Genomic DNA, 26,142 nt, shown 5'->3' on the forward strand with positions numbered 1-26,142 from the left:
TAGCATGCGATTTCTGAACGACGCGAAGCCGCCGTACGACCTGACGTACGACGATGTGTTCATGGTGCCGAGCCGCTCCGCCGTGGGCTCGCGGCAGGGAGTGGATCTCGCCGCTCCCGACGGGACCGGGACCACCATCCCCCTCGTCGTGGCCAACATGACCGCGATCGCCGGGCGCCGCATGGCCGAGACGGTCGCCCGCCGCGGCGGTCTCGTCGTCATCCCCCAGGACATCCCGCTCGACGTCGTCACCGACGTGGTCTCGTGGGTCAAGAGCCGCCACCTGGTGCTCGACACCCCGATCGTGCTGGAGCCGCACTCCACCGTCGCCGACGCGCTGGCGCTACTGCCCAAGCGGGCGCACGGCGCGGGCGTCGTGGTCGAGGACGGCCGCCCCGTCGGCGTCGTGACCGAGTCGGACCTGACCGGCGTGGACCGCTTCACCCAGCTCACCGAGGTCATGTCCACGGAGCTGCTGGTGCTCGACGCGGACATCGACCCGCGCGAGGCGTTCCACCGGCTGGACTCCGCGCACCGCAAGTTCGCGCCCGCCGTGGACGCGGACGGCCGGCTCGTGGGCATCCTGACCCGCAAGGGCGCCCTGCGCGCCACGCTCTACACCCCGGCCGTCGACGCCGCGGGCAAGCTGCGCATCGCCGCCGCCGTCGGCGTCAACGGCGATGTCGCCGGACGCGCCAAGGTGCTGCTCGACGCCGGCGTGGACACCCTGGTGGTGGACACCGCGCACGGCCACCAGGAGTCGATGATCAGCGCGCTCAAGGCGGTGCGCGCGCTCGACCCGAAGGTGCCGATCGTCGCGGGCAACATCGTCGCGGCCGAGGGCGTACGGGACCTGATCGAGGCCGGTGCCGACATCATCAAGGTCGGGGTCGGACCGGGCGCCATGTGCACCACCCGGATGATGACCGGCGTCGGCCGCCCGCAGTTCTCCGCGGTGCTCGAATGCGCCGCCGAGGCCGCCAAGTTCGGCAAGCACGTGTGGGCGGACGGCGGCGTCCGGCACCCGCGCGACGTCGCCATGGCGCTGGCCGCCGGCGCGTCGAACGTCATGATCGGCTCGTGGTTCGCGGGCACCTACGAGTCGCCGGGCGACCTCCAACACACCGCCGACGGCCGTCCGTACAAGGAGAGCTTCGGCATGGCATCGGCGCGCGCCGTGCGCAACCGCACGGCCGAGGAGTCGGCGTACGACCGGGCCCGCAAGGCGCTGTTCGAGGAGGGCATCTCCACCTCGAGGATGTTCCTGGACCCGACGCGGCCGGGCGTGGAGGACCTGATCGACTCGATCATCGCGGGCGTGCGCAGCTCGTGCACGTATGCCGGTGCCGCCTCGCTGGAGGAGTTCCACGAGCGTGCCGTCGTCGGTGTGCAGAGCGCCGCCGGCTACGCGGAGGGCAAGCCGCTGCACGCCAGCTGGAGCTGAGCCGACGTCATCCTCACCGCCGCCGGACGGGCTGCCCGATGGCAGGCCCGTCCGGCGTCAGCCGCGTGGCTGCGGCCGCCGCTGGCGCGGCAGCGCGTGGCGCGGCGGGCTGGTGAGGGTGATCTGCCGGACGAGCTGGTGGAAGGCGACCAGCGCGGAGACCGGGGGCAGCGCGGCGACGGCGATCCCCGGCAGCGTCTTGGGCGCGTGCGCCACGCACAGGAACACCGCGATGGCCGAGAAGAGGACGACCACCGCCCAGGAGTGCCCGGCGCCGTGCTGGTGCAGCGCCGCCCGCAGCACCGACAGGGACGCGACCAGCCACGGCCCGTAGACCAGCAGCGGCCACCAGTCGGCCAGCGAGTCGGTGGTGCTGGGGCTGGCCAGGAAGCGCAGCGGACCGTAGGAGATCATTCCGCCGAGCACGCTCAGCATGGCGACGATGACCGCCGTGATCGCGGCGAAGATCAGACTGATCAGCTGGAACCAGGGCAGCGACGGCAACCGGATGCGGACCCGGCGGCGCCGGCCCCGCCCTCGGGCGTGCGGAACCGGGCCCGGGGTGCTCGGCGTCATCGGCTCGGCGGCCGGTCCCGGCTCCTCGGCGGACGCCTGGAGCAGCCGGGCGAGATCCCCTTCGAGATCCCAGCGGCTGTCGAGCGTCTCGGGGTCGGGGAGCGGCATGTTGTGCACGTCGTAGTCGGCGGCGAGGTCGAACCGGTCGCCGGGAACAGGGCCGTGACCTGCGGGGTAGGGCCCGAAGCCGGGCGGTCCCGGAGGGGGATAGGTCATCGTCGCACGCCCGGTCCCGTCGTCGTACGCCCTCTTCCGACGCCGGTGTCGGGGGGCTGAAGGACCGCGTTCCAGGGGCTCTCTCTCGTCGTCACGTCACACCAACGACGGCCAAAATGGTGGCGTATCGCTGCATTCGAGTGAAAACAGTCGCCGCGTCGTGCGTGTGTGATGTCTGCAACGATTCCTCGTGCGTGACCTCTGGGCGCAATATTTATGCGTATATGCGCAACAATGATGCATTACGTGCGCCGCTACCCAGCTCGTAGGGTCTTGCGTCGACCAAGCGATGAAGGAGCCACCTACGTGTTGGACCACGGCGCAGCCCCGGCCGTCGACGAGCGGACCGCCGCGCCCCAGCGGCTCGGCACCCGCCTGACACGGCGCAAGCCCGTCGAACGGCTGGTCACCGAGGGCGGCAAGGGCGAGGGTGGAACGCTCCGGCGCTCCCTGGGCATGTGGCAGCTGACCATGATCAGCATAGGCGCGACCCTGGGCACCGGCATCTTCGTCGTGCTCGGCGAGGCCGTACCCGAAGCCGGTCCCGCGGTCGTGCTCTCCTTCGTCCTCGCCGGGCTGACGGCCCTGTTCTCCGCGCTGTCGTACGCGGAGCTGGCGGGCAGCGTCCCGGTCTCCGGCTCCTCGTACTCCTACGCCTACGCCACCCTCGGCGAGCTGATCGCCTGGATCTGCGGCTGGTGCCTGATCCTGGAGTACGGCGTCTCGGTGGCGGCGGTCGCCGTCGGCTGGGGCGAGTACCTCAACACCTTCCTCGACGGCACGATCGGCTGGACCATCCCCGCAGCCCTCGCCAACCCGCCGGGAGACGGCGGCACGTTCAACCTGCCCGCGCTGCTGGTGGTCCTGCTCTGCATGGCCTTCCTGCTCGGCGGGGCCAAGGAGAGCGCCCGCGCCAACACGATCATGGTCGTGGTGAAGATCGGCGCGCTGCTGCTGTTCTGCGCCGTCGCCGTCACCGGCATCAGGGCCGGGAACTACCAGCCGTTCATGCCGCTGGGCATGGCGGGAGTCAGCGCCGCCGGTTCGAGCCTGTTCTTCTCGTACATCGGCTTCGACGCGGCCTCCACCGCCGGTGAGGAGGCGAAGAACCCGCAGCGGGACCTGCCGCGCGCCATCATGCTCTCCCTGCTCATCGTCACCGTCGTCTACTGCCTGGTGGCCGCCGTCGCCGTGGGCGCCCTGCCGTGGCGGGAGTTCACCGGCTCCGAGGCCGCACTCGCCGGGATCATGGAGCACGTCACCGGACAGAGCTTCTGGGCGGTGCTGCTCGCCGCCGGCGCCGTCATCGCCATCGCCTCCGTCGTGCTGACCGTGCTCTACGGCCAGACCCGGATCCTGTTCGCGATGTCCCGCGACGGGCTCGTACCGCGGGTGTTCTCCAAGGTCCACCCGCGCACCGGTGTGCCGCGCGCCAACACCCTCATCGTCTCCCTCTTCTGCGGCGTCCTCGCCGCCGTGGTCCCGCTGGGTGAACTCGTCAACGCCACCAGCATCGGCACGCTCTTCGCGTTCGCGCTGGTCAACGTCGGCGTCGTGGTGCTGCGCCGGACCCGGCCCGACCTGACGCGCAGCTTCCGGGTGCCGCTGTCGCCGCTCTTCCCGGCCATCGGCTTCGGGCTGTGCGTGTACATGATGACCCGCCTGGACCTGATCACCTGGAAGTACTTCGGCCTGTGGATGGTGGCGGGACTCGCTCTCTATTTCGGTTACGGTATGCGCCGTTCCCGACTGGCCACCGCGGACCCGGCCGGCACCGACCTCACCGCAGCAGAGAAGTGATCCACGCGCAGTGCGACTGAATGATCTCGACGAACGCATCGTCCACGCCCTCGCCGAGGACGCCCGGCGCTCCTACGCCGACATCGGCGCCGAGGTCGGCCTGTCCGCGCCCGCCGTGAAGCGGCGCGTGGACCGGCTGCGGGCGGAGGGCGCCATCACCGGCTTCACCGTACGCGTCGACCCGGCGGCGCTCGGCTGGGAGACCGAGGGCTTCATCGAGATCTACTGCCGCCACAACACCTCGCCCGACGACATCCGGCGCGGACTGTCGCGCTACCCGGAAGTGGTGTCCGCGTCGACCGTCACCGGGGAGGCGGACGCGCTGGTGCAGGTCTTCGCCTCCGACATGCGGCACTTCGAGCGGGTGCTGGAGCGGATCGCGGGCGAGGCGTTCGTGGAGCGCACGAAGTCGGTGCTGGTGCTGTCGCCGCTCCTGCGCCGGTTCTCGTCGGGCGCGCCGGGGTAGGGTCCGCGGCCCCCGCGCCGACTTGCCTTCACGCCGACTTGCCTTCACGCGCAAAGACACTCGGCGATACTTGCGTGATGCGCAAAGACCCCGATGACAGCGGACCGCGGCCCCTTCGCGCCGACCTGAATCTGCTCATCGCCCTGGACGCGCTGCTCGCCGAGGAGAGCGTCACCGGCGCCGCCGCCCGGCTGGGCCTCTCCGGCCCCGCGATGAGCCGCACCCTGGGCCGGATCCGCCGCGCCCTCGGCGACCCGGTGCTGGTGCGCGCCGGCCGCCACATGGTCCCCACGCCGCGCGCGCTCGCCCTGCGCGCCGACGTCAGCCGGGTGCTGGACGACGCGCGCGCCCTGTTCGCCGCCTCGGCGCCCGCCGACCCCGCCACCCTGACCCGCGCCTTCACCCTCTCCGCCCACGACAGCAACGTCGTGGCGTTCGGCGCCGGGCTGCTGGACCGGGCCGCCCGCACCGCCCCCGGGGTGACCCTGCGCTTCCTCGCCGAGGGCGCCGACTCCGTGCCCCCGCTCCGGGACGGCAGCATCGACCTGGAGATCGGCGTCATCGACCGCAACGAGCCGGAGATCCGCGTCGAGCCGCTCGGCGAGGACCGGATGGTCGGCGTCGTCCGGCCCGGCCACCCGCTCCTGGACGGGCCCGTCACCGCGCACCGCTTCGCCGCCGCCGACCATCTCGTGGTCTCCCGGCGCGGTCGGCTCTCCGGCCCCGTCGACGACGCCCTCGCCGACCGCGGGCTGCGCCGCCGCGTGATCGGCTCCGCGCCCACCATGGCCGCCGCCCTGTTCCTGCTGCCTCGCGGCGACGCCGTCGGACTGGCCGGCGAGCGCCTCGACGCCGCCGCCGTGGCCGCCCTGGGCCTGCGCACCTTCGAGGTTCCGCTGCCCCTGCCGCCGCTGCCCGTGGCCATGGCGTGGCACCCGCGGCACGACGCGGACGGCGGCCACCGCTGGCTCCGCGCGCTGGTCAGGGATGTGGTCCGCGACACTTTCGCCCGCTCCGCGCAATGAATCACCGCCCTATGGCCTGATCACGAAACGAAACGACGGCGGGCCCGCAACGGTCGCGCCTTGTCCCCGCTCCTGCCGGGACCGTACCGTCGTAGCGTCCCTGCCAGGCCTTCACGCACCGCCCGAGGTCTTCATGCCGTCTCTGCGCACCGCTCTCCTCCAGAGCTCCGGTCACCCCGGCGACGTCGCCGCCGGCCTCAAGGTGCTGGACGAGGCGGCCGACCGGGCGGCGGCCGCGGGCGCCCGGCTGCTCGTCACCTCCGAGATGTTCCTCACCGGCTACGCCATCGGCGACGGTGTGCACCGGCTCGCCGAGCCCGCCGACGGGCCGTCCGCCGAGGCCGTCGCGGAGATCGCCACCCGCCGCGGCGTCGGCGTGCTGTACGGCTACCCGGAGCGCGACGGCGAGGACGTCTTCAACGCCGCGCAGCTGATCGGCCCGGACGGCAAGCGCCTGGCCAACTACCGCAAGACCCACCTCTACGGCCCGTTCGAGCACAAGTACTTCACCCCCGGCGACACCCCGGTCGCCCAGGCGGAGTTCGACGGCCTGCGGATCGGGATCATGATCTGCTACGACGTGGAGTTCCCGGAGAACGTCCGCGCCCACGCGCTCGCCGGCACCGACCTGCTGCTGGTGCCCACCGCCCAGATGCACCCCTTCCAGTTCGTCGCCGAATCGGTCGTGCCGGTGCGCGCCTTCGAGAACCAGATGTACATCGCGTACGTCAACCGCACCGGCCGCGAGCGCAGCTTCGAGTTCGTCGGGCTGAGCTGCCTGGCGGGCCCCGACGGCGCCACCCGGGCCCGCGCCGGCCGCGGTGAGGAACTGGTCATCGGCGACGTCGACCCCGAGCTGCTGACCGCGTCCCGCACCGAGAACCCGTATCTGCACGACCGCCGCCCCGGCCTGTACGGCTCCCTGAGCTGACCCGCGCGGCGCCGCCCCCCACGGCGCCCCCGGACCGACACCCCTTCACCCGCGCGGGCGCCGCCCGCCCGCCGGGCCACCCCCTGCCCTCGCCCCCGCCTTCCCCCTGCCCTGCCCTCGTCCCCGCGCAAGGAGTCCGTACCCCATGACGTCCACGGTGCCCACCGCCGTCCACGACGAGCAGGACGAGCCCACCGCCGGCCTGCCGCCCATCACCATGTTCGGCCCGGACTTCCCCTACGCCTACGACGACTACCTGGCGCACCCCGCCGGGCTCGGCCAGGTCCCCGCGACCGAGCACGGCACCGAGGTCGCCGTCATCGGCGGCGGCCTGTCCGGCATCGTCGCCGCGTACGAACTGATGAAGATGGGGCTCAAGCCCGTCGTCTACGAGGCCGACCGGATCGGCGGCCGGCTGCGCACCGTCGGCTTCGAGGGCTGCGATCCGTCGCTGACCGCCGAGATGGGCGCGATGCGGTTCCCGCCCAGCTCCACCGCCCTCCAGTACTACATCGACCTGGTGGGCCTGGAGACCAGGCCGTTCCCCAACCCGCTGGCCCCGGACACCCCGTCCACCGTCGTCGACCTCAAGGGCGAGTCGCACTACGCCGAGACCATCGACGACCTGCCGCAGGTGTACCGCGACGTGATGGACGCCTGGAACGCCTGCCTGGAGGAGGGCGCGGACTTCTCCGACATGAACCGCGCCATGCGGGAGCGCGACGTGCCGCGCATCCGCGAGATCTGGGCGAAGCTGGTGGAGAAGCTGGACAACCAGACCTTCTACGGCTACCTCTGCGACTCCGAGGCGTTCAGGTCCTTCCGGCACCGGGAGATCTTCGGCCAGGTCGGCTTCGGCACCGGCGGCTGGGACACGGACTTCCCCAACTCCATCCTGGAGATCCTGCGCGTCGTCTACACCGAGGCCGACGACCACCACCGCGGCATCGTCGGCGGCAGCCAGCAACTGCCGCTGCGGCTGTGGGAGCGCGCGCCCGGCAAGATCGTCCACTGGCCGCAGGGCACCTCGCTGGCCACGCTGCACGTCGGCGGCGAGCCCCGGCCCGCCGTCACCCGGCTGCACCGCACCGCCGGCAACCGCATCACCGTCACCGACGCCTCCGGCGACATCCGCACGTACCAGGCGGCGATCTTCACCGCCCAGTCCTGGATGCTGCTCTCCAAGATCGAGTGCGACGACTCGCTGTTCCCCATCGACCACTGGACGGCGATCGAGCGCACCCACTACATGGAGAGCTCGAAGCTGTTCGTGCCGGTCGACCGGCCGTTCTGGCTCGACAAGGCCGTCGACGACAAGGGGGAGCCCACCGGCCGCGACGTCATGTCGATGACGCTCACCGACCGGATGACCCGCGGTACGTACCTGCTGGACGACGGCCCGGACCGGCCCGCCGTCATCTGCCTGTCGTACACCTGGTGCGACGACAGCCTCAAGTGGCTGCCGCTGTCGGCGGGCGAGCGGATGGAGGTCATGCTCAAGTCGCTGGGCGAGATCTATCCGAAGGTCGACATCCGCAAGCACATCATCGGCAACCCGGTCACGGTGTCGTGGGAGAACGAGCCGTACTTCATGGGCGCCTTCAAGGCGAACCTGCCCGGCCACTACCGCTACCAGCGGCGCCTGTTCACCCACTTCATGCAGGACCGGCTGCCCGACGACAAGCGCGGCATCTTCCTCGCCGGGGACGACATCTCCTGGACGGCGGGCTGGGCGGAGGGCGCCATCCAGACGGCGCTGAACGCGGTGTGGGGCGTCATGCACCACTTCGGCGGTGCCTCGGACGCCACCAACCCCGGTCCGGGCGACGTGTACGACGCGATCGCGCCGGTCGAGCTGCCAGAGGACTAGATGTCTTAGGGCGTTTCGAGACCCGGGCCGCTGCCCCTGCACCCCCCAAGAGCGGGGCAGCGGCCCGATCCCACACGCGGCCTTGGCGGACACGGCGGCGCGCCGGGGCCCTCAGTCCAGCGGCGTCAGCAGGAAGCGGCCGATCAGGCCGACACTGGCGTCGAGCCGCTCGGCGAACTCCTCGGCCAGGTCGGGGAGCCCGCGCAGCCCCCACAGGCCGCGGAACGCGGCCCACGCGGCGTCCCGCGCCCGCTCCAGGCTCCAGGAGCCCACCAGGTGAGTGAGCGGATCCGCCACGTCCAGCAGGTCCGGGCCCGGCATCAGCTCCTCCCGGATCCGCTCCTCCAGCAGCGTCAGCAGATCCCCGACCCGGTCGAAGTCGCCTTCCAGCGCGGCCGGTTCGGCCTCCCGCGCCCGGCACGTGTCGACCAGGGCCAGCGCCAGGTCGTGCCCGATGTGCGCGTTGATCCCGGCCAGCGCGAACTGCAGCGGCCGCACCGCCGGATGGGCGCGCGCGGTGAACAGCGGCCGCCAGCAGGCGGGCGGCCGCCGCCCGGCCGCGGCGGCGTCCACCGCGGCCAGATAGCGCCCCGCGAACCGCACGTCCAGCTCCTCCGCCAGCCCCGGGTCCTGGAAGTACCCGGTGGTCAGGCGGCGGCCGACCTCCTCGGTGACGGACAGGTACACCTGGTTGAAGACCGCCACCCCGTCCCGTGGCGGCAGCGCGGCGCCGATCTCGCGCATCCGCGCCACCACACGGTCCACGGTGCGGGGGAGGGCCCGCTCGGGCTGCGGAAGGATCTCCTCGGCCGAAGTCATGGCAGTCAGCGTCCCAGCGGGACGCCGCCCCGGCCCGCCGCCTGCCGCCGCTTCCCCGGAACGGGCTAACGGGCGCGTGCGGACCGGGTGGCGGGGAAGGCTCCTGTATCGGCCGGTTCCATGATCGCGACGCTGGCGATCACCAGTTTGTCCGAACGGAAGTGCTTCGACTATTAATCACACCGGCTCTGTGACGTGCAGAGCGTCGCGAGCGTGGAGTGTGATCATGGCGAGCTTCGGGTGGAAGCTGCATGGGGACGGCAAGCACCTGGAGCCGGGAGAGGTGGTCAAACCGGGGGAGCGCCTGACCTGGGGCCGCACGATAGGACTCGGCGCTCAGCACGTCGTCTCGATGATCGGGGCATGTTTTGTCGCCCCGGTACTCATGGGCCTGGACCCCGGCCTTGCCCTGATGGCTTCCGGCGTCGCGACTGTTCTGTTCCTCGTGATGACACGTGGACGTGTCCCCAGCTACCTCGGCTCCTCACTCTCCTTCGTGGGCGTATCGGCGGTGATCGCGGGCCAGGGCGGAGACGCCGGCACTCTGACGGGCGCCATGCTCGTCGTGGGCGCGTGCCTGGCGGGGTGCGGCATCGCCATCCACGTTCTCGGGGCCCGCGTGATCCACGCCGTGCTCCCGCCAGTGGTCACGGGCGCCGTCGTCATGCTGATCGGCTTCAACCTCGCCCCGGTCGCGGCTTCGACGTATTGGCCCCAGGACCAGTGGACCGCTCTGGCCACCATGCTCTTCACCGGCCTCGCTCTTGTGGTCCTGCGAGGCTTCTGGTCACGCATAGCGATCTTCCTCGGCCTGGTCTTCGGCTACGGCCTCTCCTGGATCCTCGATCTCACGGCGGGCAAGATCCATTCGGTCGATGGCTCGGGCAAGTCCACCGATCACTGGCGCATCGACTTCTCCGGAGTCGAGAAGGCTGACTGGATTGGCATTCCGCAGTTCCACACCCCCAACTTCTCGGTCTCGGCAATCCTGGTCGCGTTGCCCGTCTTGGTGGCGCTGGTGGCTGAGAACGCAGGCCACGTCAAGGCGGTCGGCGAGATGACCGGCGACCCGCTGGACGACAAGATGGGGATGGCCATCGTCGCGGACGGCACGGCATCCGTGCTCTCGACTGCGGTCGGCGGCCCGGCGACCACGACGTACGCGGAGAACATCGGGGTCATGGCCGCGACCCGCGTCTACTCGACGGCGGCGTACTCCGCCGCAGCGGCCTTCGCTCTGCTCTTCGGTCTCTGCCCCAAGTTCGGCGCCGTCGTCGCTGCCATCCCCGGGGGCGTGCTCGGGGGCATCACCGTCATCTTGTACGGGATGATCGGCCTCCTCGGGGCGCAGATCTGGGTGCGCAACAAGGTGGACTTCACCGTGCCGCTCAACCTCGTCCCCGCAGCCGCCGGCATCATCATCGGCATCGGCGGCGTCTCCTTGAAGTTCACGGACGACTTCGAACTCAACGGCATCGCGCTCGGGACGCTCATCGTGCTCACCGGATACCACGCCTTGCGTTGGCTCTCGCGGACCGCTGGTCGGCCCAACACGCCGCTCCTCGACGGCGGCACCAGCGAGTACGAGCGGTCCACCAGCGAGCCCGCCTGACGCTCGAGAGGAAGGGCGGGATCTCGATGGTGGAAGCTCACGGGCGGCCTATCAAGATCCCGCTCATGGCTGAGGTGGGCTCATGGCTGCCCGGCCTGCGCAGCAGTAACGGGTGAGGGCAGACCACCGAGCGGTCTGAGCTGCGGAGACGTATTTTCAGAACATGGACTTCCGCATCACTGCGGAGGAGCAATCCGTGCTCTTCTTGATCGTGGAGCATCTGGAGGGCGGCAACGCGCCGACAGTGCACGAACTGTCCCGTGATGCCGACCGGAACGTAGCCGCCGAGGTCGCCTCGTTGCGTGCGAAAGGCTGGATACTGGCGCGCCTGGTCGAGGGGCGTGAAACGGTGATCGCGCTCTCCCCCCTCGCGGTGCAGGCGCTGAGCAACCTCCGGTACGGCGGGCGGTCGGGTGAGTGACAGGGCCCCGCCCGCTGATACCCGTGGACCCCCGCAACACCTCGCGCACGTGCCCGCAGTGCGGGCACGTGGACGGCGAGAACCGCGACGGCGAGGAGAAGCCCGCCGGATCTATCCGGGGGAGGAGTCACGACTGCTCCACTTCTTCCAGGTGAGGGGGATCGGAGCAATGTTGGTGGCCGAAAACAGCGGTCCTTCCGGCGTCGTCCGCGATGGTCCTGCGGCCCCGTACGTGATGCCCAGCAGGTCGTGCAGGGCCCGCCGCCCCTCCTCGGTCACCCGCAGCGCCCGCTGGCTGCCGATCCGGACGCACCAGCCGGCGTCCAGCGCGTGGCGGCAGAGCGCGGCCCCGGCCACCCCCGCCAGGTGCGGTCGGCGTTCCGTCCAGTCCAGGCAGTCGCGGGCCAGCGGCCTGCGGCCGCGCGGCGCGGTGGCCAGGTCCATGCCCAGGTCCCGATACCAGGCCATCCCCGTGTCCGTCAGCGCGAACCCCGTGGCCTGCTGGAGCAGTCCGCGGTCCAGCATGGCGGTGGTGATCGCGGTGCCGAGCCGCCCGGCCAGATGGTCGTAGCAGGTACGGGCACGGGCCATGGCCTCGCTCGCGCCGGACGCCCGCAGCGTGCGGGGCGGCGGGGACGGCGCGGCATGCGCGGACAGGTCCTCGATGAGCTGCGCGACCCGCGGACCGGCCAGCCGTACGTAGCGGTGGCGGCCCTGCCGTTCCTGCGTCAGCAGACCGCCCTCGACGAGACGGCTGAGATGTTCGCTCGCCGTGGACGCGGCGACCCCGGCGTGCCGCGCGAGCTCACCGGCGGTCCACGCCCGCCCGTCCAGCAGGGCCAGGCAGAACCGCGCCCGCGTCTCGTCGGCCAGCAGCCCTGCCAGCCGGGCCAGTTCCGGTCCTGTGTGCGGCTCGCGGTGCGTCATCCGACCATCATGCGCCCGCGATGTTTCGGTGTCTGCCGAAACATCGGGGACGGAGGGGCGGGGAGGAGACCGCAGAGGGATACGGCCCGTCCGGGGCGCCGCGGCGGCTACCCGGTGTGCTCTCGCCGCGCGGGCTCGCCGTCCGGCCGCGCCGCCGCGGCCGCGCCCCGCCCCGGCGCGGACGGCGCGCTGCCCGCCAGGACGCCCGCGCCCGCCACCAGGCCCAGTGCCAACGCCGTGACCAGGCCGAACGACACCGTCAACGAGGTCAGGTCGGCGACCGAGCCCATCGCGGCCGGGGCGATCAGGCCCGAGGTGTACGTGATCGTGGCGACACCCGCGATCGACTGGCTCGGGGCCGGGCCGCTGCGGCCCGCCGCCGCGAAGGCGAGCGGGACGACGACGGCGACGCCCAGGCCGATCAGGCCGAAGCCCGCGATGGCGACCGCGACGCCCGGCGCCGCCACCACCAGCACCCCGCCGACCGTGGCGAGCGCTCCGCCCGCGCGGACCGTACGCGCCGGGCCGAACCGTTCGACGACCGCGTCGCCCGCCAGCCGGGCCGCGGCCATCGTGCAGGCGAAGGCGGTGGTGCAGGCCGCCGCGAGGCCGGGGGAAGAGCCCAGCGCGTCGCGCAGATAGACCGCGGACCAGTCCAGGCTCGCGCCCTCCGCGAAGACCGCGCAGAACCCGACCGCGCCGATGACCAGCGCCGAGCGCGGCGGGAGCGCGAAGCGGGGCGGCGGGTGCTCATCGGGGGCGCCGCGCACGTCCAGCACCCACCGGCAGACCACGGCCCCGAGCGCCACGAGCACCGCGGCCGCGACGCCCAGATGCAGCAGGCCGTCGGCCTCGGCGTGCACGGCGACCGCGCCCGCGGCGGAACCGGCGAGGAGTCCGGCGCTCCACATCCCGTGCAGCCCCGACATGACGGACCGGCCGAGGCGCTGCTCGACCTCCACCCCGAGGGCGTTCATCGCGACGTCCGACATCCCCGAGGTCGCGCCGTACACGAACAGCGCTCCGCACAGCGTGACCGGCCCGGACGCGGCGGCGGGCAGCGCGAGCGAGGCGCACCACAGCACCATCAGCCCGCGCAGCGCGGCACGCGCTCCGAACCGGTGGCTGATCCGCCCGGCCAGCGGCATCGCGACGGACGCGCCGATCGCCGGGAAGGCGAGCGCGACGCCGAGCTGTCCGGCGCTGAGGTCCAGCCGCTCCTGGAGCCACGGGATACGGGTGGCGAAACTTCCGGAGACGGCGCCGTGCACGGCGAACACCGCGGCGACGGCCAACCGTGCCCGCCGCACCTCGGATATGTGCGGCCCGCCTGCTGTCCCACTGCTGCCCATGCTGCTGCCCACCCCTTCCCGAAACTCCCCTTGGATCGCGTCGCGGACGACGCGGAGAGAAACTATCAGGAACCCTGCCTGATGAATAGGCGGCCGGGTGTGCGATCTGATGGAAGGATTCGGTCATGACGTCGACGCGCACAGCCCCGGTGGGCCGTACCGCCTCCCCGAGCACGGCACGGGTCATCAACGACCGGCTCGCCCTCCGACTCCTCCAGGAGCACGGGGCGCTGACCGCCAGTCAGCTCAAGGCGCTGACCGGGCTGTCCCGGCCCACCGTCGCCGACCTGGTGGACCGGTTGCAGGACGCCGGGCTGATCACCGTCGTCGGCGAGTCGGGCGCGGAGCGCCGCGGCCCCAACGCCCGGCTGTACGGGATCGTCGCCGACCGAACCCATCTCGCCGGGGTCGACGCCCGTACGCACAGCGTCGCCGTGTGTGTCACGGACCTGCTCGGCGAGGTACTGGCCGAGGCGACGCTGCCCGTCGACCCGGACGCCGACCCCGCGCACACGGTGGGCGCCGCCGTCGACCTGATGGCGCGTACGGTCCAGGAGGCGGGTGCCGCGCCGCTGCACACCGTCGCCGTCGGCGCACCGGGCCTGGTCGATCCGGCCACCGGAGAGCTGAACCCCGCTACCGGGCTCCCCTCCTGGCACCTGCCGCCCTGGCATCGGCGGCTGGCCACGGCCCTGCACCGGCGACTCGCGGTGCCGGTACTGCTGGAGAACGAGGTCAACCTCGCCGCGGTCGCCGAGCAGCGCACCGGCGCCGCCCGCGACCGCGACACCTTCGTGCTGCTCTGGCTCGGGCACGGCATCGGCGCGGCCGTCGTCCTCGACGGAGCGCTGCGGCGCGGGGCGTCCGGCGGCACCGGCGAGATCGGCTTCCTGCCGGTCCCCGGCACCGGAGAGCTGCCGTCGGCGACCGACTGCGCGGGCGGCTTCCACGACCTGGCATCGGCCGAGGCCGTGACCCGACTGGCCCGCGAGCACGGTTTCGCGGAGGAAGCGGCCCAGGGCGCGGCGGACGGCGCGGAGGCGGCGACCCGGGCGGCCGTCCAGGCGGGCGAGCGCGGCGAACCGTTTCTGGACGCACTCGCGGCCCGGATCGCGATCGGCGCGGCCGCCGTCTGCGCCGTGCTCGACCCCGGCTGCGTGGTCCTGGGCGGCGAGGTCGGCCGCGCCGGCGGCGCGGCGCTCGCCCGCCAGGTCGAGCGCCATCTCGCGCGGATGTCGCCGCTGCGTACCGAGGTACGGGCCGGGGCGGCGGGCGGCGGCGGGGTGCTGCGCGGCGCGGTCCTCACCGCGATGGACGCCGCCCAGGACGACCTCTTCGGCGGCGGCGCCCGCTGACGGCTCCGGCGGCGGCTCCCGGCATCCGACGCCGCGGGAGCCGACGCCGTCCATTCCCCGGACACCGGGTGAGACAAGCCACACGGAACCGGCCTCCAGCCCGGTTGCGGCGCATGGCACACTGGGGGGCGTACCAGTGACGTCAGCGCACTCCGGGGTCGGTGAAAATCCGAACCGGCGGTTACAGTCCGCGACCCGTCCGCAGCCAGCGGCCGGTTGACCAGGTGAAACTCCTGGACCGACGGTGAAAGTCCGGATGGGAGGCAGTGCGCGGCGGGCGAAGCACCGGTGCGCCGCCGGCCGGCGGTCCGTCCCTGTTCGGGGCGTGCCCTGTCCGGTCCCCGGCGTACGCGCGGTGTGGCGTTCCCGCTTCTCTGTCGTACCGACAGCCCCGGAGTCCGTGCCCGAAGAGGCAGGAGGACCCGGTGGCCACCGCAGCCGAAACCCGCGCCATGCGCCGCGCCATCGAGCTCGCCGCCCACGGCCTCGGCCACACCAGCCCCAACCCCGTCGTCGGCTGCGTCATCCTCGACGCCCACGGCGACCACGCGGGCGAGGGCTGGCACCGCCGCGCGGGCGGCCCGCACGCCGAGGTCGAGGCCCTGCGCGAGGCCGGCGACCGGGCCCGCGGCGGCACCGCCGTCGTCACCCTCGAACCCTGCAACCACACCGGCCGCACCGGACCCTGCTCCCAGGCCCTCATCGCCGCCGGCGTCACCCGCGTCGTCTACGCCGTCGCCGACCCGAACCCCACCGCCACCGGCGGCGCCGCGGCTCTCCTGGCCGCCGGCATCGACGTCGAAGGCGGGGTGCTCGCGGACGAGGCGGCCGCCGGCAACGAGGCGTGGCTGACCTCGGTCCTACGCCACCGCCCCTTCGTCCTGTGGAAGTACGCCGCCACCCTGGACGGCCGCAGCGCCGCCGCCGACGGCACCAGCCGCTGGATCACCTCGCCCGAGTCCCGCGCAGACGTGCACCGGCTGCGCGCGGGGGCCGACGCCGTCCTCGTCGGCTCGGGGACGGCCCGCGCCGACGACCCGCACCTGGCGGTCCGCCACCGCGACGCCGACGACGAGGTCACCCAGCCGCTGCGGGTCGTGCTGGACTCCGGCGGCACCGCCGTCGCGCCCGGCGCCCGGGTGCTGGACGACGCCGCGCCCACCGTCATCGCCGTCGCGCAGGACGCCGACACCGCCCATCTGGCCGGGACCGGCGCCGAGGTGCTGCGGCTGCCGCGCGCGGCCGACGGCCGCGGTCTGGACATCGCCGCGCTGCTGCGCGCGCTGTACGAACGCGACGTCCGCTCCGTCCTGCTGGAGGGCGGACCGACCCTCGCCGGCGCCTTCCTGGCCGCCGGAGCCGTCGACAAGATCGTCAGCTATCTCGCCCCGGTGCTCCTCGGCGACGGCCCCGCCGCGCTCGCCGACGCCGGAATCACCACCATCACGCAGGCGTTGCGGCTCGAGGTGACCGACACCGTCCGGCTCGGCCCGGACCTGCGGATCACCGCCGTACCGTCCGCCCTTCCGACCGACTCCGAGGAGAACTGACGTGTTCACGGGCATCGTTGAAGAACTGGGTGAGGTCGTCGCCATCGAGGAGCTGGGCGACGCCTCCCGCTTCCGGCTGCGCGGCGAGCTGGTCACCCAGGACGCCAAACACGGCGACTCCATAGCGGTCAACGGCGTCTGCCTGACCGTCGTGGACACCGCGGACGGCGAGTTCACGGCCGACGTCATGGCCGAGACCCTCAAGCGCTCCAGCCTCGGCGCCCTCACCCCCGGCTCGCGCGTCAACCTGGAGCGGCCGATGGAACTCGGCGGGCGGCTCGGCGGCCACCTCGTCCAGGGGCACGTCGACGGCACCGGCGCCATCCTCGAGCGCACCCCCGCCGAGCACTGGGAGATCGTCAGGATCTCGCTGCCGCCCGCCGTCGCCCGGTACGTCGTGGAGAAGGGCTCCATCACCGTCGACGGCATCAGCCTGACCGTCGTCGACGCGGCCGACGACTTCTTCACCGTCAGCCTCATCCCGACCACGCTCGCCCTCACCACCCTCGGCATCAAGCAGGTCGGCGACCCGGTCAACCTCGAGGTCGACGTCGTCGCCAAGTACGTGGAGCGGCTCATGGGGCGCGACACGCAGGACAACAGCCACGCCGCAGCCCGTGAAGGAGGCCAGGCATGACCGTGCTGGACACGCTGCCGAACTGGACCGACGACCTGGCCCTGGACCCCGTCGAGCGGGCCATCGCCGAGATCGCCGCGGGACGTCCGGTGGTCGTCGTGGACGACGAGGACCGGGAGAACGAGGGCGACCTGATCGTGGCCGCCGAGAAGGCCACCCCCGAGATCGTCGCCTTCATGATGAGCGAGTGCCGCGGGCTGATCTGCGCCACGCTCGAAGGCCCCGACGTCGACCGGCTGGAGCTGCCGCAGATGGTGCAGCACAACAGCGAGTCCATGCGCACGGCCTTCACCGTCTCCGTCGACGCCACCGCCGAACACGGGGTGAGCACCGGCATCTCCGCCGCCGACCGGGCCACCACGCTCCGGCTGCTGGCCGACCCGGCGAGCGTCCCCGGCGACTTCGCGCGCCCCGGCCACGTCTTCCCGCTGCGCGCCCGCCCCGGCGGCGTCCTGGTCCGCAACGGCCACACCGAGGCCGGAGTCGACCTGGCCCGGCTGGCGGGCCTGCGCCCGGCCGCCGCGATCGTGGAGATCGCCGGCGAGGACGGCGCCATGCTGCGCCTGCCGCAGCTGGTCCCGTTCGCCCGCAAGCACGGCCTGGCGATCATCTCGATCGAGGACCTGATCGCCTACCGCCGGTCCGCCGAGCCGACCGTGCGGCGCGAGGCCGAGACCCGGCTGCCCACCCGCTTCGGCGACTTCCGCGCCTACGGCTACCGCTCCACCGTCGACGGCGTCGAGCACATCGCCCTGGTCCAGGGCGAACTCGGCGACGGCGAGGACGTCCTGGTGCGGGTCCACTCCGAGTGCCTGACCGGGGACATCTTCGGCTCCCTGCGCTGCGACTGCGGCCCCCAGCTGCACAGCGCCCTGGACCGGATCAGCACCGAGGGCCGCGGCGTGGTGCTCTACCTGCGCGGACACGAGGGCCGCGGCATCGGGCTGCTGTCCAAGCTGCGCGCCTACGAGCTCCAGGAGCTCGGCCGCGACACGCTGGACGCCAACCTGGAGCTCGGCCTGCCCGCCGACGCCCGCGACTACGCCGCCGGCGCGCAGATCCTGACCGACCTCGGCGTACGGTCCGTCCGGCTGATGACCAACAACCCCGACAAGACCGCCGCCCTGGTCCGGCACGGACTGCGGGTCACCGGCCGGGAGCCGATGCCGGTCCAGGCCGGGGAGCACAATCTGCGCTATCTGCAGACGAAGCGGGACCGAATGGGCCATGACCTGCCCTGGCTGGAGTCCGGGCACACCGCCCCGGTCCCCGCCTGCGGCACCCGCTGAACCAACCGAACGACCGAGCGATCCAGGAGAGACATGAGCGGCAAGGGCGCCCCCGAACTGACCGTGAAGAACTGCGGCGACCTGCGCGTGGCCGTGGTGGCCGCGCAGTGGCACGAGAAGGTGATGGACGGACTCGTGGACGGCGCGCTGCGCGCCCTGCACGAGCTGGGCATCGACGAGCCGACGCTGCTGCGCGTCCCCGGCAGCTTCGAGCTGCCCGTGGTCGCCAAGGTGCTGGCCGGCCGCGGCTACGATGCCATCGTCGCGCTCGGCGTGGTCATCCGCGGCGGCACCCCGCACTTCGACTACGTCTGCCAGGGCGTCACCCAGGGCCTGACCCAGGTCAGCATCGACACCGGCGTACCCGTCGGGTTCGGCGTCCTGACCTGCGACACCGAGGAGCAGGCGCTGGACCGGGCGGGCCTTGAGGGCTCGACCGAGGACAAGGGCCACGAAGCGGTCACCGCCGCCGTCGCCACCGCCACCATCCTCCGTTCGGTGTCCGAGCCCTGGCGCTGACCCGCCCCGGGACGCAAGTAGGCTAGGGGGACCATGGCCAACAAGACATTCGAGGAGCTCTTCACCGAGCTCCAGCACAAGGCCGCCACCGGCGACCCCAGCACCTCCCGCACCGCCGAGCTCGTGGGCAAGGGCGTGCACGCGATCGGCAAGAAGGTCGTCGAGGAGGCCGCCGAGGTGTGGATGGCCGCCGAGCACGAGGGCGCCGACCGCACGGCGGAGGAGATCTCCCAGCTGCTGTACCACCTTCAGGTGATGATGGTGGCCCGGGGCATCTCCCTGGACGACGTCTACGCCCACCTCTGACCGGCCCCGCCGGACCCGCCCAACCTCCCGACGTACGAAGGAAAACGCCGCCATGCTGCGCATCGCCGTCCCCAACAAGGGTTCCCTGTCCGAGCCTGCGTCGGAGATGCTCCATGAGGCGGGCTACCGGCAGCGCAAGGACCGCAGGGAACTCGTCCTGGTCGACTCCGACAACGACGTGGAGTTCTTCTTCCTGCGGCCGCGGGACATCGCCGTGTACGTCGGCTCCGGCCGGCTCGACATCGGCATCACCGGCCGCGACCTGCTGCTGGACTCCGGCTCCCAGGCCGAGGAGATCATGCAGCTCGGCTTCGCCGGGTCCACCTTCCGCTACGCCACCCGCCCCGGCACCGCCAAGGACGTCCACGACTTCGGCGGCATGACGGTCGCCACCTCCTTCTCCGGACTGGTCGCCAAGCACCTCGCCGACAACGGCGTGGACGCGTCCGTGGTCCGGCTCGACGGCGCCGTCGAGACCGCCATCCAGCTCGGAGTCGCCGAGATCATCGCGGACGTCGTGGAGACCGGCACCACCCTGCGCAACGCCGGTCTGGAGATCATCGGCGAGCCGATCCTCAAGTCCGAGGCCGTCGTCATCCGGCGCACCGGCGCCCCCGCCGACGACCCCAAGGTGCAGCAGTTCCTCCGCCGCATGCAGGGCGTCCTGGTCGCCCGCCGCTACGTGATGATGGACTACGACATCCGGGTCGAGCAGGTGGAGGCCGCCGTCGCGCTCACCCCGGGCCTGGAGTCGCCGACCGTCTCCCCGCTGCACCACGAAGGCTGGGTCGCGGTCCGCTCCATGGTGCCCGCCAAGGAGGCCCAGCGGATCATGGACGAGCTGTACGAGCTCGGCGCCCGCGCGATCCTCACCACCGGCATCCACGCCTGCCGCCTCTGACCGACCCACCTCGCCCTTCACTGCCACCGATCGAGAGCCCACGCGCCGTGTCCGCCCCCGTGCCGCTGCCCGACCTGCCGGTCACCTTCCGGCCGACCCGTACCCGGGCCGTCCTGCTGACCGTCGGCGCCGCGCTGTTCGCCGTCCTCACCGCGATCGCCCTGCTGCTGACCCGGCTCGGCACGGGGGAGAAGCTCACGTTCGTCCTCACCGGAGCGCTGTTCTTCGGTGTCACGGCGCTGTTCAGCAGGCCCAAGGTGGTCGCCGACGACGGCGGCGTCACGGTCGTCAACCTGACCACCCGGCGCCGGCTGACCTGGCCGGAGGTGCTCCGCGTCAACCTGCGCTCCGGCGACCCCTGGGTCTATCTGGACCTGGCCGACGGCACCAGCCTGCCCGCCATGGGCATCCAGCCCGGCATCGCCAAAGAGCGCGCGATCCGCGACGCCAGGGCGCTGCGCGCGCTCGCCGAGGAGTACGGCACCTCTTCGCGCGACTGATCGTCGTGATTACCCTGTCCCCCAGGGCGCGCCACGCGCCCCGCCCCTCACCCGGGCCCCTGCCACCCGAGGAGTGACTCCCTCCAGCGATGGACGGATCGTCCTGTAGTACCTGCGCCGCCGCTCGTCCCAGACGCAAGGCGGCGGCATGAGCGCCACGAACTCCCTGCTGCTGCTCATGGCGGCACTCCTGCTCATCCTGGCCAACGGCTTCTTCGTCGCCGCCGAGTTCGGCCTGGTCACCGTGGAGCGTGCGGACGCCGAGCGGGCCGCCGCCGAGGGCGACCGCCGGGCCCGCACCGTCTCCCGCGCCCTGCGCGAGCTGTCCTTCCAGCTCTCCGGCACCCAACTGGGCATCACGATCACCTCCTTGATCGTCGGCATGCTCGCCGAGCCCGCGCTCGGCCATCTGCTGACGGCTCCGCTGACCGCCACCGGACTGCCGCACGGCGTGGTCCCCGGCGTCGCCGTGGTCGTGGGCATGCTGGTGGCCTCCGCCGTCCAGATGGTGATCGGCGAGCTCGTGCCGAAGAACTGGGCCGTCTCCCGGCCGATGCAGGTCGCCCGGTTCGTGGCCGGCCCGCAGCACGCGTTCTCCCGCTTCTTCCGGCCGCTGATCGCCCTGCTCAACACCGTCGCCAACCGGCTGGTGCGGGCGCTGGGCGTGGAGCCGACCGAGGAGCTGGCCTCCGCCCGCACCCCCGGTGAACTGGTCTCCCTCGCCCGCCACTCGGCCCAGGCCGGCGCCATCGAGCAGGACACCGCGGACCTGTTCGTCCGCACCCTGTCGCTCGGCGAACTGACCGCCCAGCACGTGATGACCCCGCGGGTACGGGTCAGCGCCCTGCAGTCCACCGCGACCGCCCAGGACGTGCTCAACCTCACCCGCGCCACCGGCCTGTCCCGGTTCCCCGTCTACCGCGAGCGGCTGGACGAGGTGGTCGGCATGGTGCATCTGAAGGACGCGCTCGCGGTGCCCGCGGCCGAGCGGCTGCGCACCCCGGTCGGGCGCGTCGCCCGGCCCCCGCTGCTGATCCCCGAGACGCTGCCGGTCCAGCCGCTGCTGGAGCAGCTGCGCAGCGAGCAGCCCATAGCCGTCATCGTCGACGAGTACGGAGGCACGGCGGGCGTGGTCACCCTGGAGGACATCGTCGAGGAACTCGTCGGCGAGGTCCGCGACGAGCACGACGACGAGGCCGCCCACAGCCCCGACCTCACCGCGCTGCCCCTCGAGGACGGCCGGGCCGCCTGGGACGCCGACGGCAGCTGCCGGGTGGACACCCTGCGGGACATCGGCCTCGACGTCCCCGACGGCCCGTACGAGACCGTCGCCGGACTGGTCGCCGACCTGCTGGCCCGGATCCCGGTGCCCGGCGACACCGCCGAGCTGCCCGGCTGGAAGCTGTCCGTCCGCCAGGTCGGCCACCATCGCGCGGAGCGGGTGCGGATCGTCCGTACCGCCGCCGCACCGGTACCGGCGGGAGCGGACCGATGACGATGACCGCACTGCAACTGCTGTTCGCCGTGGCCCTGGTGCTGGCCAACGGCTTCTTCGTCGGCGCCGAGTTCGCCCTGGTCTCCGTACGCCGCAGCCAGATCGAGCCGCTGGCCGCCGAGGGCTCGGCCAGGGCCCGTACGGTCATGACCGGCCTGGAGAGCCTCCCGCAGATGATGGCGGCGGCCCAGTTCGGCATCACCGTCTGCTCGCTGACCCTGGGCGCGGTCGCCGAACCCACCGTCGCCCGTCTCCTGGAGCCGCTGTTCCACTCGATGCACCTCCCCGACCAGCTGATCCACCCCCTCGGCTACGCCATCGCGCTCGCCGCCGTGGTCTGCCTGCACCTGGTCATCGGCGAGATGCTGCCGAAGAACCTGGCCATGGCGGCCCCGGAGAAGACCGCCCTGTGGCTCGCGCCCGGCCTGGTCGCCTTCGCCCGGCTCTGCCGCCCGGTGACCGTCGGGCTCGGCGCCTGCGCGCGCTGGGTGCTGCGGCTGTTCCGGGTCGAGCCCAAGGACGAGGTGGAGGCGGTCTTCACCAGCGAGCAGCTCACCCACCTGGTGGCCGACTCCTGGCAGGCCGGGCTGCTCGACCCGGGCGAGCACGAGCGGCTCGCGGACGCCCTGGAGCTGGGCAGCCGACCGGTCACGGAGGTCCTGCTGGACCCGTCGGGCCTGGTCACCGTCGATCCGTCCGTGACCCCCCGCCGGATCGAGGAGCTGACGGTGCGCACCGGCTACTCGCGCTTCCCGATACGCGGGCCGGGCGGCGGCTTCATGGGCTATCTGCACGTGAAGGACGTCCTGGACCTGGAGGACCCGGAGCGCGCCGTGCCGCAGCACGTCTGGCGCCCGATCGAGACGCTGCGCGCCGAACTGCCCCTGGACGACGCCCTGACCGTGATGCGCCGGGCCGCGTCCCACCTGGCGGCCGTCACGGACGCGTCGGGGAAGGTGCTGGGGCTGGTGGCGCTGGAGGACGTGCTGGAGATGCTGGTGGGCGAGGTCCGCGATCCGGCGCACCGGGTCCCGGTGCGGCCGCGTGTCGCCGCCGCGACCGAGGACAGCCACGAGGCGGTGCCGGTCGCGTAACGCCTGCGGCGCCTGCGTAGGGGCCCGGATGACGGCGGTGCCGTTGTCCGGGCCTTCGGCTTGTCCTTCCTCTCCCACACCTCGCGGACGGCTCCGGAGTCCATGCGGGTAAGGCATCAATCACGCGCCGAGACGCATCAGTAATCCCTTCCGCATCGATTCGCGCTCCGTCACGATCGCATACAGAAAGAAGCCGCACCGGGACGTATGCGTCGTGCGGCTTTTCCGAAGAAAGCCCAGGAGAAGTACGTGGCGAACCGGAAGATGCCGTGGCTGCGCGCAGCAGTGCCCGTCGTCCTGGCGGTCGCATTGGCCGCCTGTAACGACTCTGATAAGGACTCGGACAGTAAGGGAAGTGCCGGCAGCAGCGCCCCGAGCACTGCCGGCGAGCCCCAGGACGGAGGCGGGTCCAAGAGCCCCGCCGCGAGCCCGGCCGGTAGCGGGCGGATGGATCTCGGTGAGAGTGCCACGAGTGTGGTCAGGGAAGACGACGGGAAGGTGACGTATTCCGTCCTCGCGGAAAAGGTCGACGTCGGCTCCGAGGCGGACACCAAGAAGCTGGTCAGCGACCCGGCGAAGGCGAAGGGCCTTGTCCCGGTGGTGGCTCATGTGAAGTACACGCACAAGGGCGGCGCTGTTGTCGAGGGTTACCCGAGCGTCGGTGAAGAGGTCGAGATCCACGCCGACGGCACCCGCGGATCGGACCTGATCGGGGCAAGGACGACGCGCCCGGTTGTGAGGACGATGACGATATCGAGAACTGGAAGCAGGGCCAGAGCCACGTCATCTGCGAGACGTACTTGGTCCCCGAGAACGCGAAGACACTGGAAGTCCACTGGGCAGCCGCCAGCGACAGTGATCCCTATGTCTGGACTTTCTCGAAATCCTGAGGGGACGACGCGCGTTCTCGTGTGCCGAGTTGTCACACGAACGGCCAAACCGGGTGCCGCAGGCGGCGGGGCTCACGCGAACGGCGGGTCCTGTGGGCCGCGGTCCATGGGGCCGCGGCCCGAGAGGACCTCTCCGTAGGCCTGCATCAGGTCCGGCAGTCGCAGCGTCGCGAGGTCGTCGCGGCCGGGCACGCCGTTCCAGCCCGACAGCCGCAGATCGCGGTAGGCGCAGCTCTTCTCGTACAGCGTGCGCAGGAAGCGGCCGTTGCCGAGCTCGTCTATCCAGCCCTGGTCGACCACGTGCCCGCTGATGCTGCGCAGCTCCTCCACGGCCTCCTCGTCCCACCGGTCGCCGTTCTCGGCGGCGAGCACCTCGCCGATGGAGGTCAGCTCCAGCGGGCGGTAGCTGGGGAAGTCCACCCGGGTGGTGAACCGGGAGCCGAGCCCGGGGTTGGCGGCCAGGAGGCGGTCCATGCCCTCCGGGTAGCCGGCGAGGATGACCACCAGGCGGTCGCGGTTGTCCTCGGCCCGCTTGAGGAGGACCTGAAGGGCCTCGTCCCCGTACGCGTCGCCCTTGCTGTAGCCGGAGTTGGACAGGCTGTACGCCTCGTCCACGAAGAGCACCCCGCCCAGCGCGGAGTCGATCAGCTCGTTCGCCTTGACCGCCGTCTGGCCCAGGTACTCGCCGACCAGATCGGCCCGGCCCGCCTCCACCAGATGGTCGCCGCCGAGCAGCCCGAGGGCGTAGAACACGCGGCCGAGGATGCGGGCGACCGTGGTCTTGCCGGTGCCGGAGGGGCCGGAGAAGACGAAGTGGCGCTTGGGGGGCTGGACCGGCAGGCCCTGCCCGGCGCGCAGCCGCGCCATGTTCAACTGCGCGGACAGCGCCCGCACCTGCCGTTTCACCGGCTCCAGGCCGACCATGCGCTCCAGCTGCTGGAGCGCCGCGCGCAGCAGTTCGGGGTCGGAGGGGCCGGGCTCGGCGGGGTCGGCGGCCTTCTTGCGCCGGCCGCCGGTGCCGCCGCCGGCGCCGGTGGGGCCGAGCAGGGCCGGGCCGTCGAAGGGCCGCGACTCGCGCCCGTCGCCGGTGTCCGGCGGCATCGGCGGCGGGTCGGGGTCGGTGAGCGGGGGGCCGGTGCTCTCCCGGGCGTCGGAGGCGTCCTGGCCGACGCCGGTGGCGGACGGGACGGCCGCCAGATCCGCCGTCTCGTCCAGGCCGTCGCCTTCCGCGATGGCCGCCAGCCGGGCCGCGGTGTCCATGAACGCCGCGTCGATCCGGTGCACCGCGCGGTACAGGGGGAGGGCGGCGGCCGTGCGCCCGGTGCCCTCGTGGGCCCGCGCCAGCCAATAGCGCAGCTCCTTGCGCTGCGGCTGCTCGCTGCGGCAGCGCATCAGCGCCGCGGCCAGCAGCGGTTCCGCCTGGCTGAACATCTCCAGCCGGACCCGCGCCATGCCGCCGAAGAGCCCCGCCTCGATGCCCAGCAGCGGATCGTCCAGCAGCGGCTCGGTGTGCCGGACCAGCTGTTCCCAGTCCTTGACCAGATAGGCGCGGCAGGCGTGCAGGAAGCGGGCCTGCGGATCGGCCTCCACCGGCGGGCAGCCCGCCAGGGCCCGGTCCAGTTCCGGTACGTGGCGGCCGTCGAGCCAGTGCGAGGCGTGCGCGAGCAGCAGGTCGCGGCCGCTCTCCAGCACCGGCTGCACCCACCAGCCCAGCCAGTACCAGGAGTTGAGCGGGCGCCGGTGGCGGGTGCGCTGCTCGCCGAACCGGTCCCGGTGGCGGTACATGCGCAGCAGCGCGGTGGCGGTGTCGGCGCGCAGCGCGTGCAGCCCCAGCCACGCGTCGGCCATCCCCGGGTCGTGCCGCACCGCGGTCCGGAACTCGTCCTCGGCCTGGGCGTACGCGCCCATGGTGTAGGCGTCGACGCCGCGCAGCCAGGCGAGGTCGGCCGGGGCGGGTGAGCTCTGCGTGCCGAAGTCCATCCCGTCCCCCACAAACCGTGCCCCGTGGTGAGCCGCCGGGCGAGTGCCTGGCTGCCTTCCTGCCCAACCGCCGTGCCGTGGCCGGGGGTTGGCCAGTGTGCCAGTGCCTCCGCCGGAAAAGGACCTGTTCGGCTGCACCGATTCGCATCGTACCTGCGCAGGCGGCA

23 protein-coding genes, 1 pseudogene and 1 riboswitch are annotated in these 26,142 nt (G+C 72.4%); of the genes and pseudogenes, 19 read left to right on the forward strand and 5 right to left on the reverse strand.

Annotated elements, in window-relative coordinates:
- Positions 1-4: 4 nt before the first annotated feature.
- On the forward strand, positions 5-1,444 hold the full coding sequence (locus Q3Y56_RS29470) for a GuaB1 family IMP dehydrogenase-related protein (RefSeq protein ID WP_304464812.1): 1,440 nt from the start codon (positions 5-7) through the stop codon (positions 1,442-1,444).
- Positions 1,445-1,501: 57 nt separating this feature from the next.
- Here the strand turns inward: Q3Y56_RS29470 and Q3Y56_RS29475 are convergent, their stop codons facing one another.
- The gene (locus tag Q3Y56_RS29475; RefSeq protein WP_304464813.1) at positions 1,502-2,236 is read right to left on the reverse strand and encodes a DUF2637 domain-containing protein; all 735 of its coding nucleotides are present in this window, start codon (positions 2,234-2,236) and stop codon (positions 1,502-1,504) included.
- A 306-nt stretch (positions 2,237-2,542) separates the two neighbouring features.
- Between Q3Y56_RS29475 and Q3Y56_RS29480 the strand changes: the two genes are divergently transcribed.
- The 5 genes from Q3Y56_RS29480 to Q3Y56_RS29500 all read left to right on the forward strand — a co-directional run bounded on the left by Q3Y56_RS29480 (position 2,543) and on the right by Q3Y56_RS29500 (position 8,328).
- Positions 2,543-4,036 carry an amino acid permease gene (locus Q3Y56_RS29480; RefSeq protein WP_304464814.1) on the forward strand — a complete coding sequence of 498 codons (1,494 nt, stop codon included), beginning with the start codon at positions 2,543-2,545 and terminating at the stop codon, positions 4,034-4,036.
- Between the two features lie 10 nt (positions 4,037-4,046).
- Positions 4,047-4,502, forward strand: a complete 456-nt coding sequence (locus Q3Y56_RS29485) for an Lrp/AsnC family transcriptional regulator (RefSeq protein ID WP_304464815.1) — start codon at positions 4,047-4,049, stop codon at positions 4,500-4,502.
- Between the two features lie 77 nt (positions 4,503-4,579).
- Positions 4,580-5,527 (forward strand): LysR family transcriptional regulator, encoded by a 948-nt coding sequence (locus Q3Y56_RS29490; protein ID WP_304464816.1) that lies wholly within the window; start codon positions 4,580-4,582, stop codon positions 5,525-5,527.
- 133 nt (positions 5,528-5,660) lie between these two features.
- Positions 5,661-6,458, forward strand: a complete 798-nt coding sequence (locus Q3Y56_RS29495) for a carbon-nitrogen hydrolase family protein (protein WP_304464817.1) — start codon at positions 5,661-5,663, stop codon at positions 6,456-6,458.
- 145 nt (positions 6,459-6,603) lie between these two features.
- Positions 6,604-8,328, forward strand: coding sequence for an NAD(P)/FAD-dependent oxidoreductase (locus Q3Y56_RS29500; RefSeq protein ID WP_304464818.1), 1,725 nt, complete (start codon positions 6,604-6,606; stop codon positions 8,326-8,328).
- Between the two features lie 111 nt (positions 8,329-8,439).
- Here the strand turns inward: Q3Y56_RS29500 and Q3Y56_RS29505 are convergent, their stop codons facing one another.
- Entirely contained in the window at positions 8,440-9,147 is a 708-nt protein-coding gene (locus Q3Y56_RS29505) for a DUF5995 family protein (RefSeq protein ID WP_304464819.1), read from the reverse strand.
- Between the two features lie 226 nt (positions 9,148-9,373).
- On the opposite strand from Q3Y56_RS29505, the gene Q3Y56_RS29510 reads away from it, so the two are divergent.
- The 3 genes and pseudogenes from Q3Y56_RS29510 to Q3Y56_RS29520 all read left to right on the forward strand — a co-directional run.
- Complete coding sequence (locus Q3Y56_RS29510; RefSeq protein ID WP_304464820.1) at positions 9,374-10,759, forward strand: uracil-xanthine permease family protein; 1,386 nt, start codon at positions 9,374-9,376, stop codon at positions 10,757-10,759.
- A gap of 163 nt (positions 10,760-10,922) precedes the next feature.
- Positions 10,923-11,180, forward strand: a complete 258-nt coding sequence (locus Q3Y56_RS29515) for a hypothetical protein (protein WP_304464821.1) — start codon at positions 10,923-10,925, stop codon at positions 11,178-11,180.
- A gap of 8 nt (positions 11,181-11,188) precedes the next feature.
- Positions 11,189-11,278, forward strand: a pseudogene (locus Q3Y56_RS29520) (zinc ribbon domain-containing protein); the annotation flags it as partial.
- A 13-nt stretch (positions 11,279-11,291) separates the two neighbouring features.
- On the opposite strand, the gene Q3Y56_RS29525 reads toward Q3Y56_RS29520, so the two are convergent.
- On the reverse strand, positions 11,292-12,107 hold the full coding sequence (locus Q3Y56_RS29525; protein ID WP_304464822.1) for a helix-turn-helix transcriptional regulator: 816 nt from the start codon (positions 12,105-12,107) through the stop codon (positions 11,292-11,294).
- A gap of 107 nt (positions 12,108-12,214) precedes the next feature.
- Positions 12,215-13,459, reverse strand: a complete 1,245-nt coding sequence (locus Q3Y56_RS29530) for an MFS transporter (protein ID WP_304464823.1) — start codon at positions 13,457-13,459, stop codon at positions 12,215-12,217.
- Between the two features lie 125 nt (positions 13,460-13,584).
- Here Q3Y56_RS29530 and Q3Y56_RS29535 point away from each other — a divergent pair, with 125 nt between their 5' ends.
- From Q3Y56_RS29535 to Q3Y56_RS29580, 10 genes are all read left to right on the forward strand, one after another.
- Positions 13,585-14,814 carry an ROK family transcriptional regulator gene (locus tag Q3Y56_RS29535; RefSeq protein WP_304464824.1) on the forward strand — a complete coding sequence of 410 codons (1,230 nt, stop codon included), beginning with the start codon at positions 13,585-13,587 and terminating at the stop codon, positions 14,812-14,814.
- 143 nt (positions 14,815-14,957) lie between these two features.
- Positions 14,958-15,088: riboswitch (FMN riboswitch) on the forward strand.
- A gap of 151 nt (positions 15,089-15,239) precedes the next feature.
- The gene (ribD, locus tag Q3Y56_RS29540) at positions 15,240-16,364 is read left to right on the forward strand and encodes a bifunctional diaminohydroxyphosphoribosylaminopyrimidine deaminase/5-amino-6-(5-phosphoribosylamino)uracil reductase RibD (RefSeq protein WP_304464825.1); all 1,125 of its coding nucleotides are present in this window, start codon (positions 15,240-15,242) and stop codon (positions 16,362-16,364) included.
- A gap of 1 nt (position 16,365) precedes the next feature.
- Positions 16,366-17,001 carry a riboflavin synthase gene (locus tag Q3Y56_RS29545; RefSeq protein WP_304464826.1) on the forward strand — a complete coding sequence of 212 codons (636 nt, stop codon included), beginning with the start codon at positions 16,366-16,368 and terminating at the stop codon, positions 16,999-17,001.
- A complete protein-coding gene (locus Q3Y56_RS29550; RefSeq protein ID WP_304464827.1) occupies positions 16,998-18,290 on the forward strand; it encodes a bifunctional 3,4-dihydroxy-2-butanone-4-phosphate synthase/GTP cyclohydrolase II in 1,293 nt (430 codons plus the stop codon). The genes Q3Y56_RS29545 and Q3Y56_RS29550 overlap by 4 nt, the downstream gene beginning before the upstream one ends.
- A gap of 33 nt (positions 18,291-18,323) precedes the next feature.
- The gene (ribH, locus tag Q3Y56_RS29555) at positions 18,324-18,809 is read left to right on the forward strand and encodes a 6,7-dimethyl-8-ribityllumazine synthase (protein ID WP_304464828.1); all 486 of its coding nucleotides are present in this window, start codon (positions 18,324-18,326) and stop codon (positions 18,807-18,809) included.
- A gap of 33 nt (positions 18,810-18,842) precedes the next feature.
- Positions 18,843-19,115: a phosphoribosyl-ATP diphosphatase gene (locus tag Q3Y56_RS29560; RefSeq protein WP_304464829.1), complete on the forward strand. Its 273-nt coding sequence runs from the start codon at positions 18,843-18,845 to the stop codon at positions 19,113-19,115.
- A 52-nt stretch (positions 19,116-19,167) separates the two neighbouring features.
- Positions 19,168-20,016, forward strand: a complete 849-nt coding sequence (gene hisG / locus Q3Y56_RS29565; RefSeq protein WP_304464830.1) for an ATP phosphoribosyltransferase — start codon at positions 19,168-19,170, stop codon at positions 20,014-20,016.
- Positions 20,017-20,063: 47 nt separating this feature from the next.
- Positions 20,064-20,516 (forward strand): PH domain-containing protein, encoded by a 453-nt coding sequence (locus Q3Y56_RS29570; RefSeq protein WP_304464831.1) that lies wholly within the window; start codon positions 20,064-20,066, stop codon positions 20,514-20,516.
- Positions 20,517-20,664: 148 nt separating this feature from the next.
- Positions 20,665-22,011: a hemolysin family protein gene (locus tag Q3Y56_RS29575; protein WP_304464832.1), complete on the forward strand. Its 1,347-nt coding sequence runs from the start codon at positions 20,665-20,667 to the stop codon at positions 22,009-22,011.
- Between the two features lie 2 nt (positions 22,012-22,013).
- A complete protein-coding gene (locus Q3Y56_RS29580) occupies positions 22,014-23,105 on the forward strand; it encodes a hemolysin family protein (protein ID WP_304465856.1) in 1,092 nt (363 codons plus the stop codon).
- A 962-nt stretch (positions 23,106-24,067) separates the two neighbouring features.
- Here Q3Y56_RS29580 and Q3Y56_RS29585 read toward each other — a convergent pair.
- Complete coding sequence (locus tag Q3Y56_RS29585; RefSeq protein ID WP_304464833.1) at positions 24,068-25,975, reverse strand: AAA family ATPase; 1,908 nt, start codon at positions 25,973-25,975, stop codon at positions 24,068-24,070.
- Positions 25,976-26,142: the final 167 nt, after the last annotated feature.

It is taken from the genome of Streptomyces sp. XD-27 (genome assembly GCF_030553055.1).
Lineage (GTDB): Bacteria > Actinomycetota > Actinomycetes > Streptomycetales > Streptomycetaceae > Streptomyces.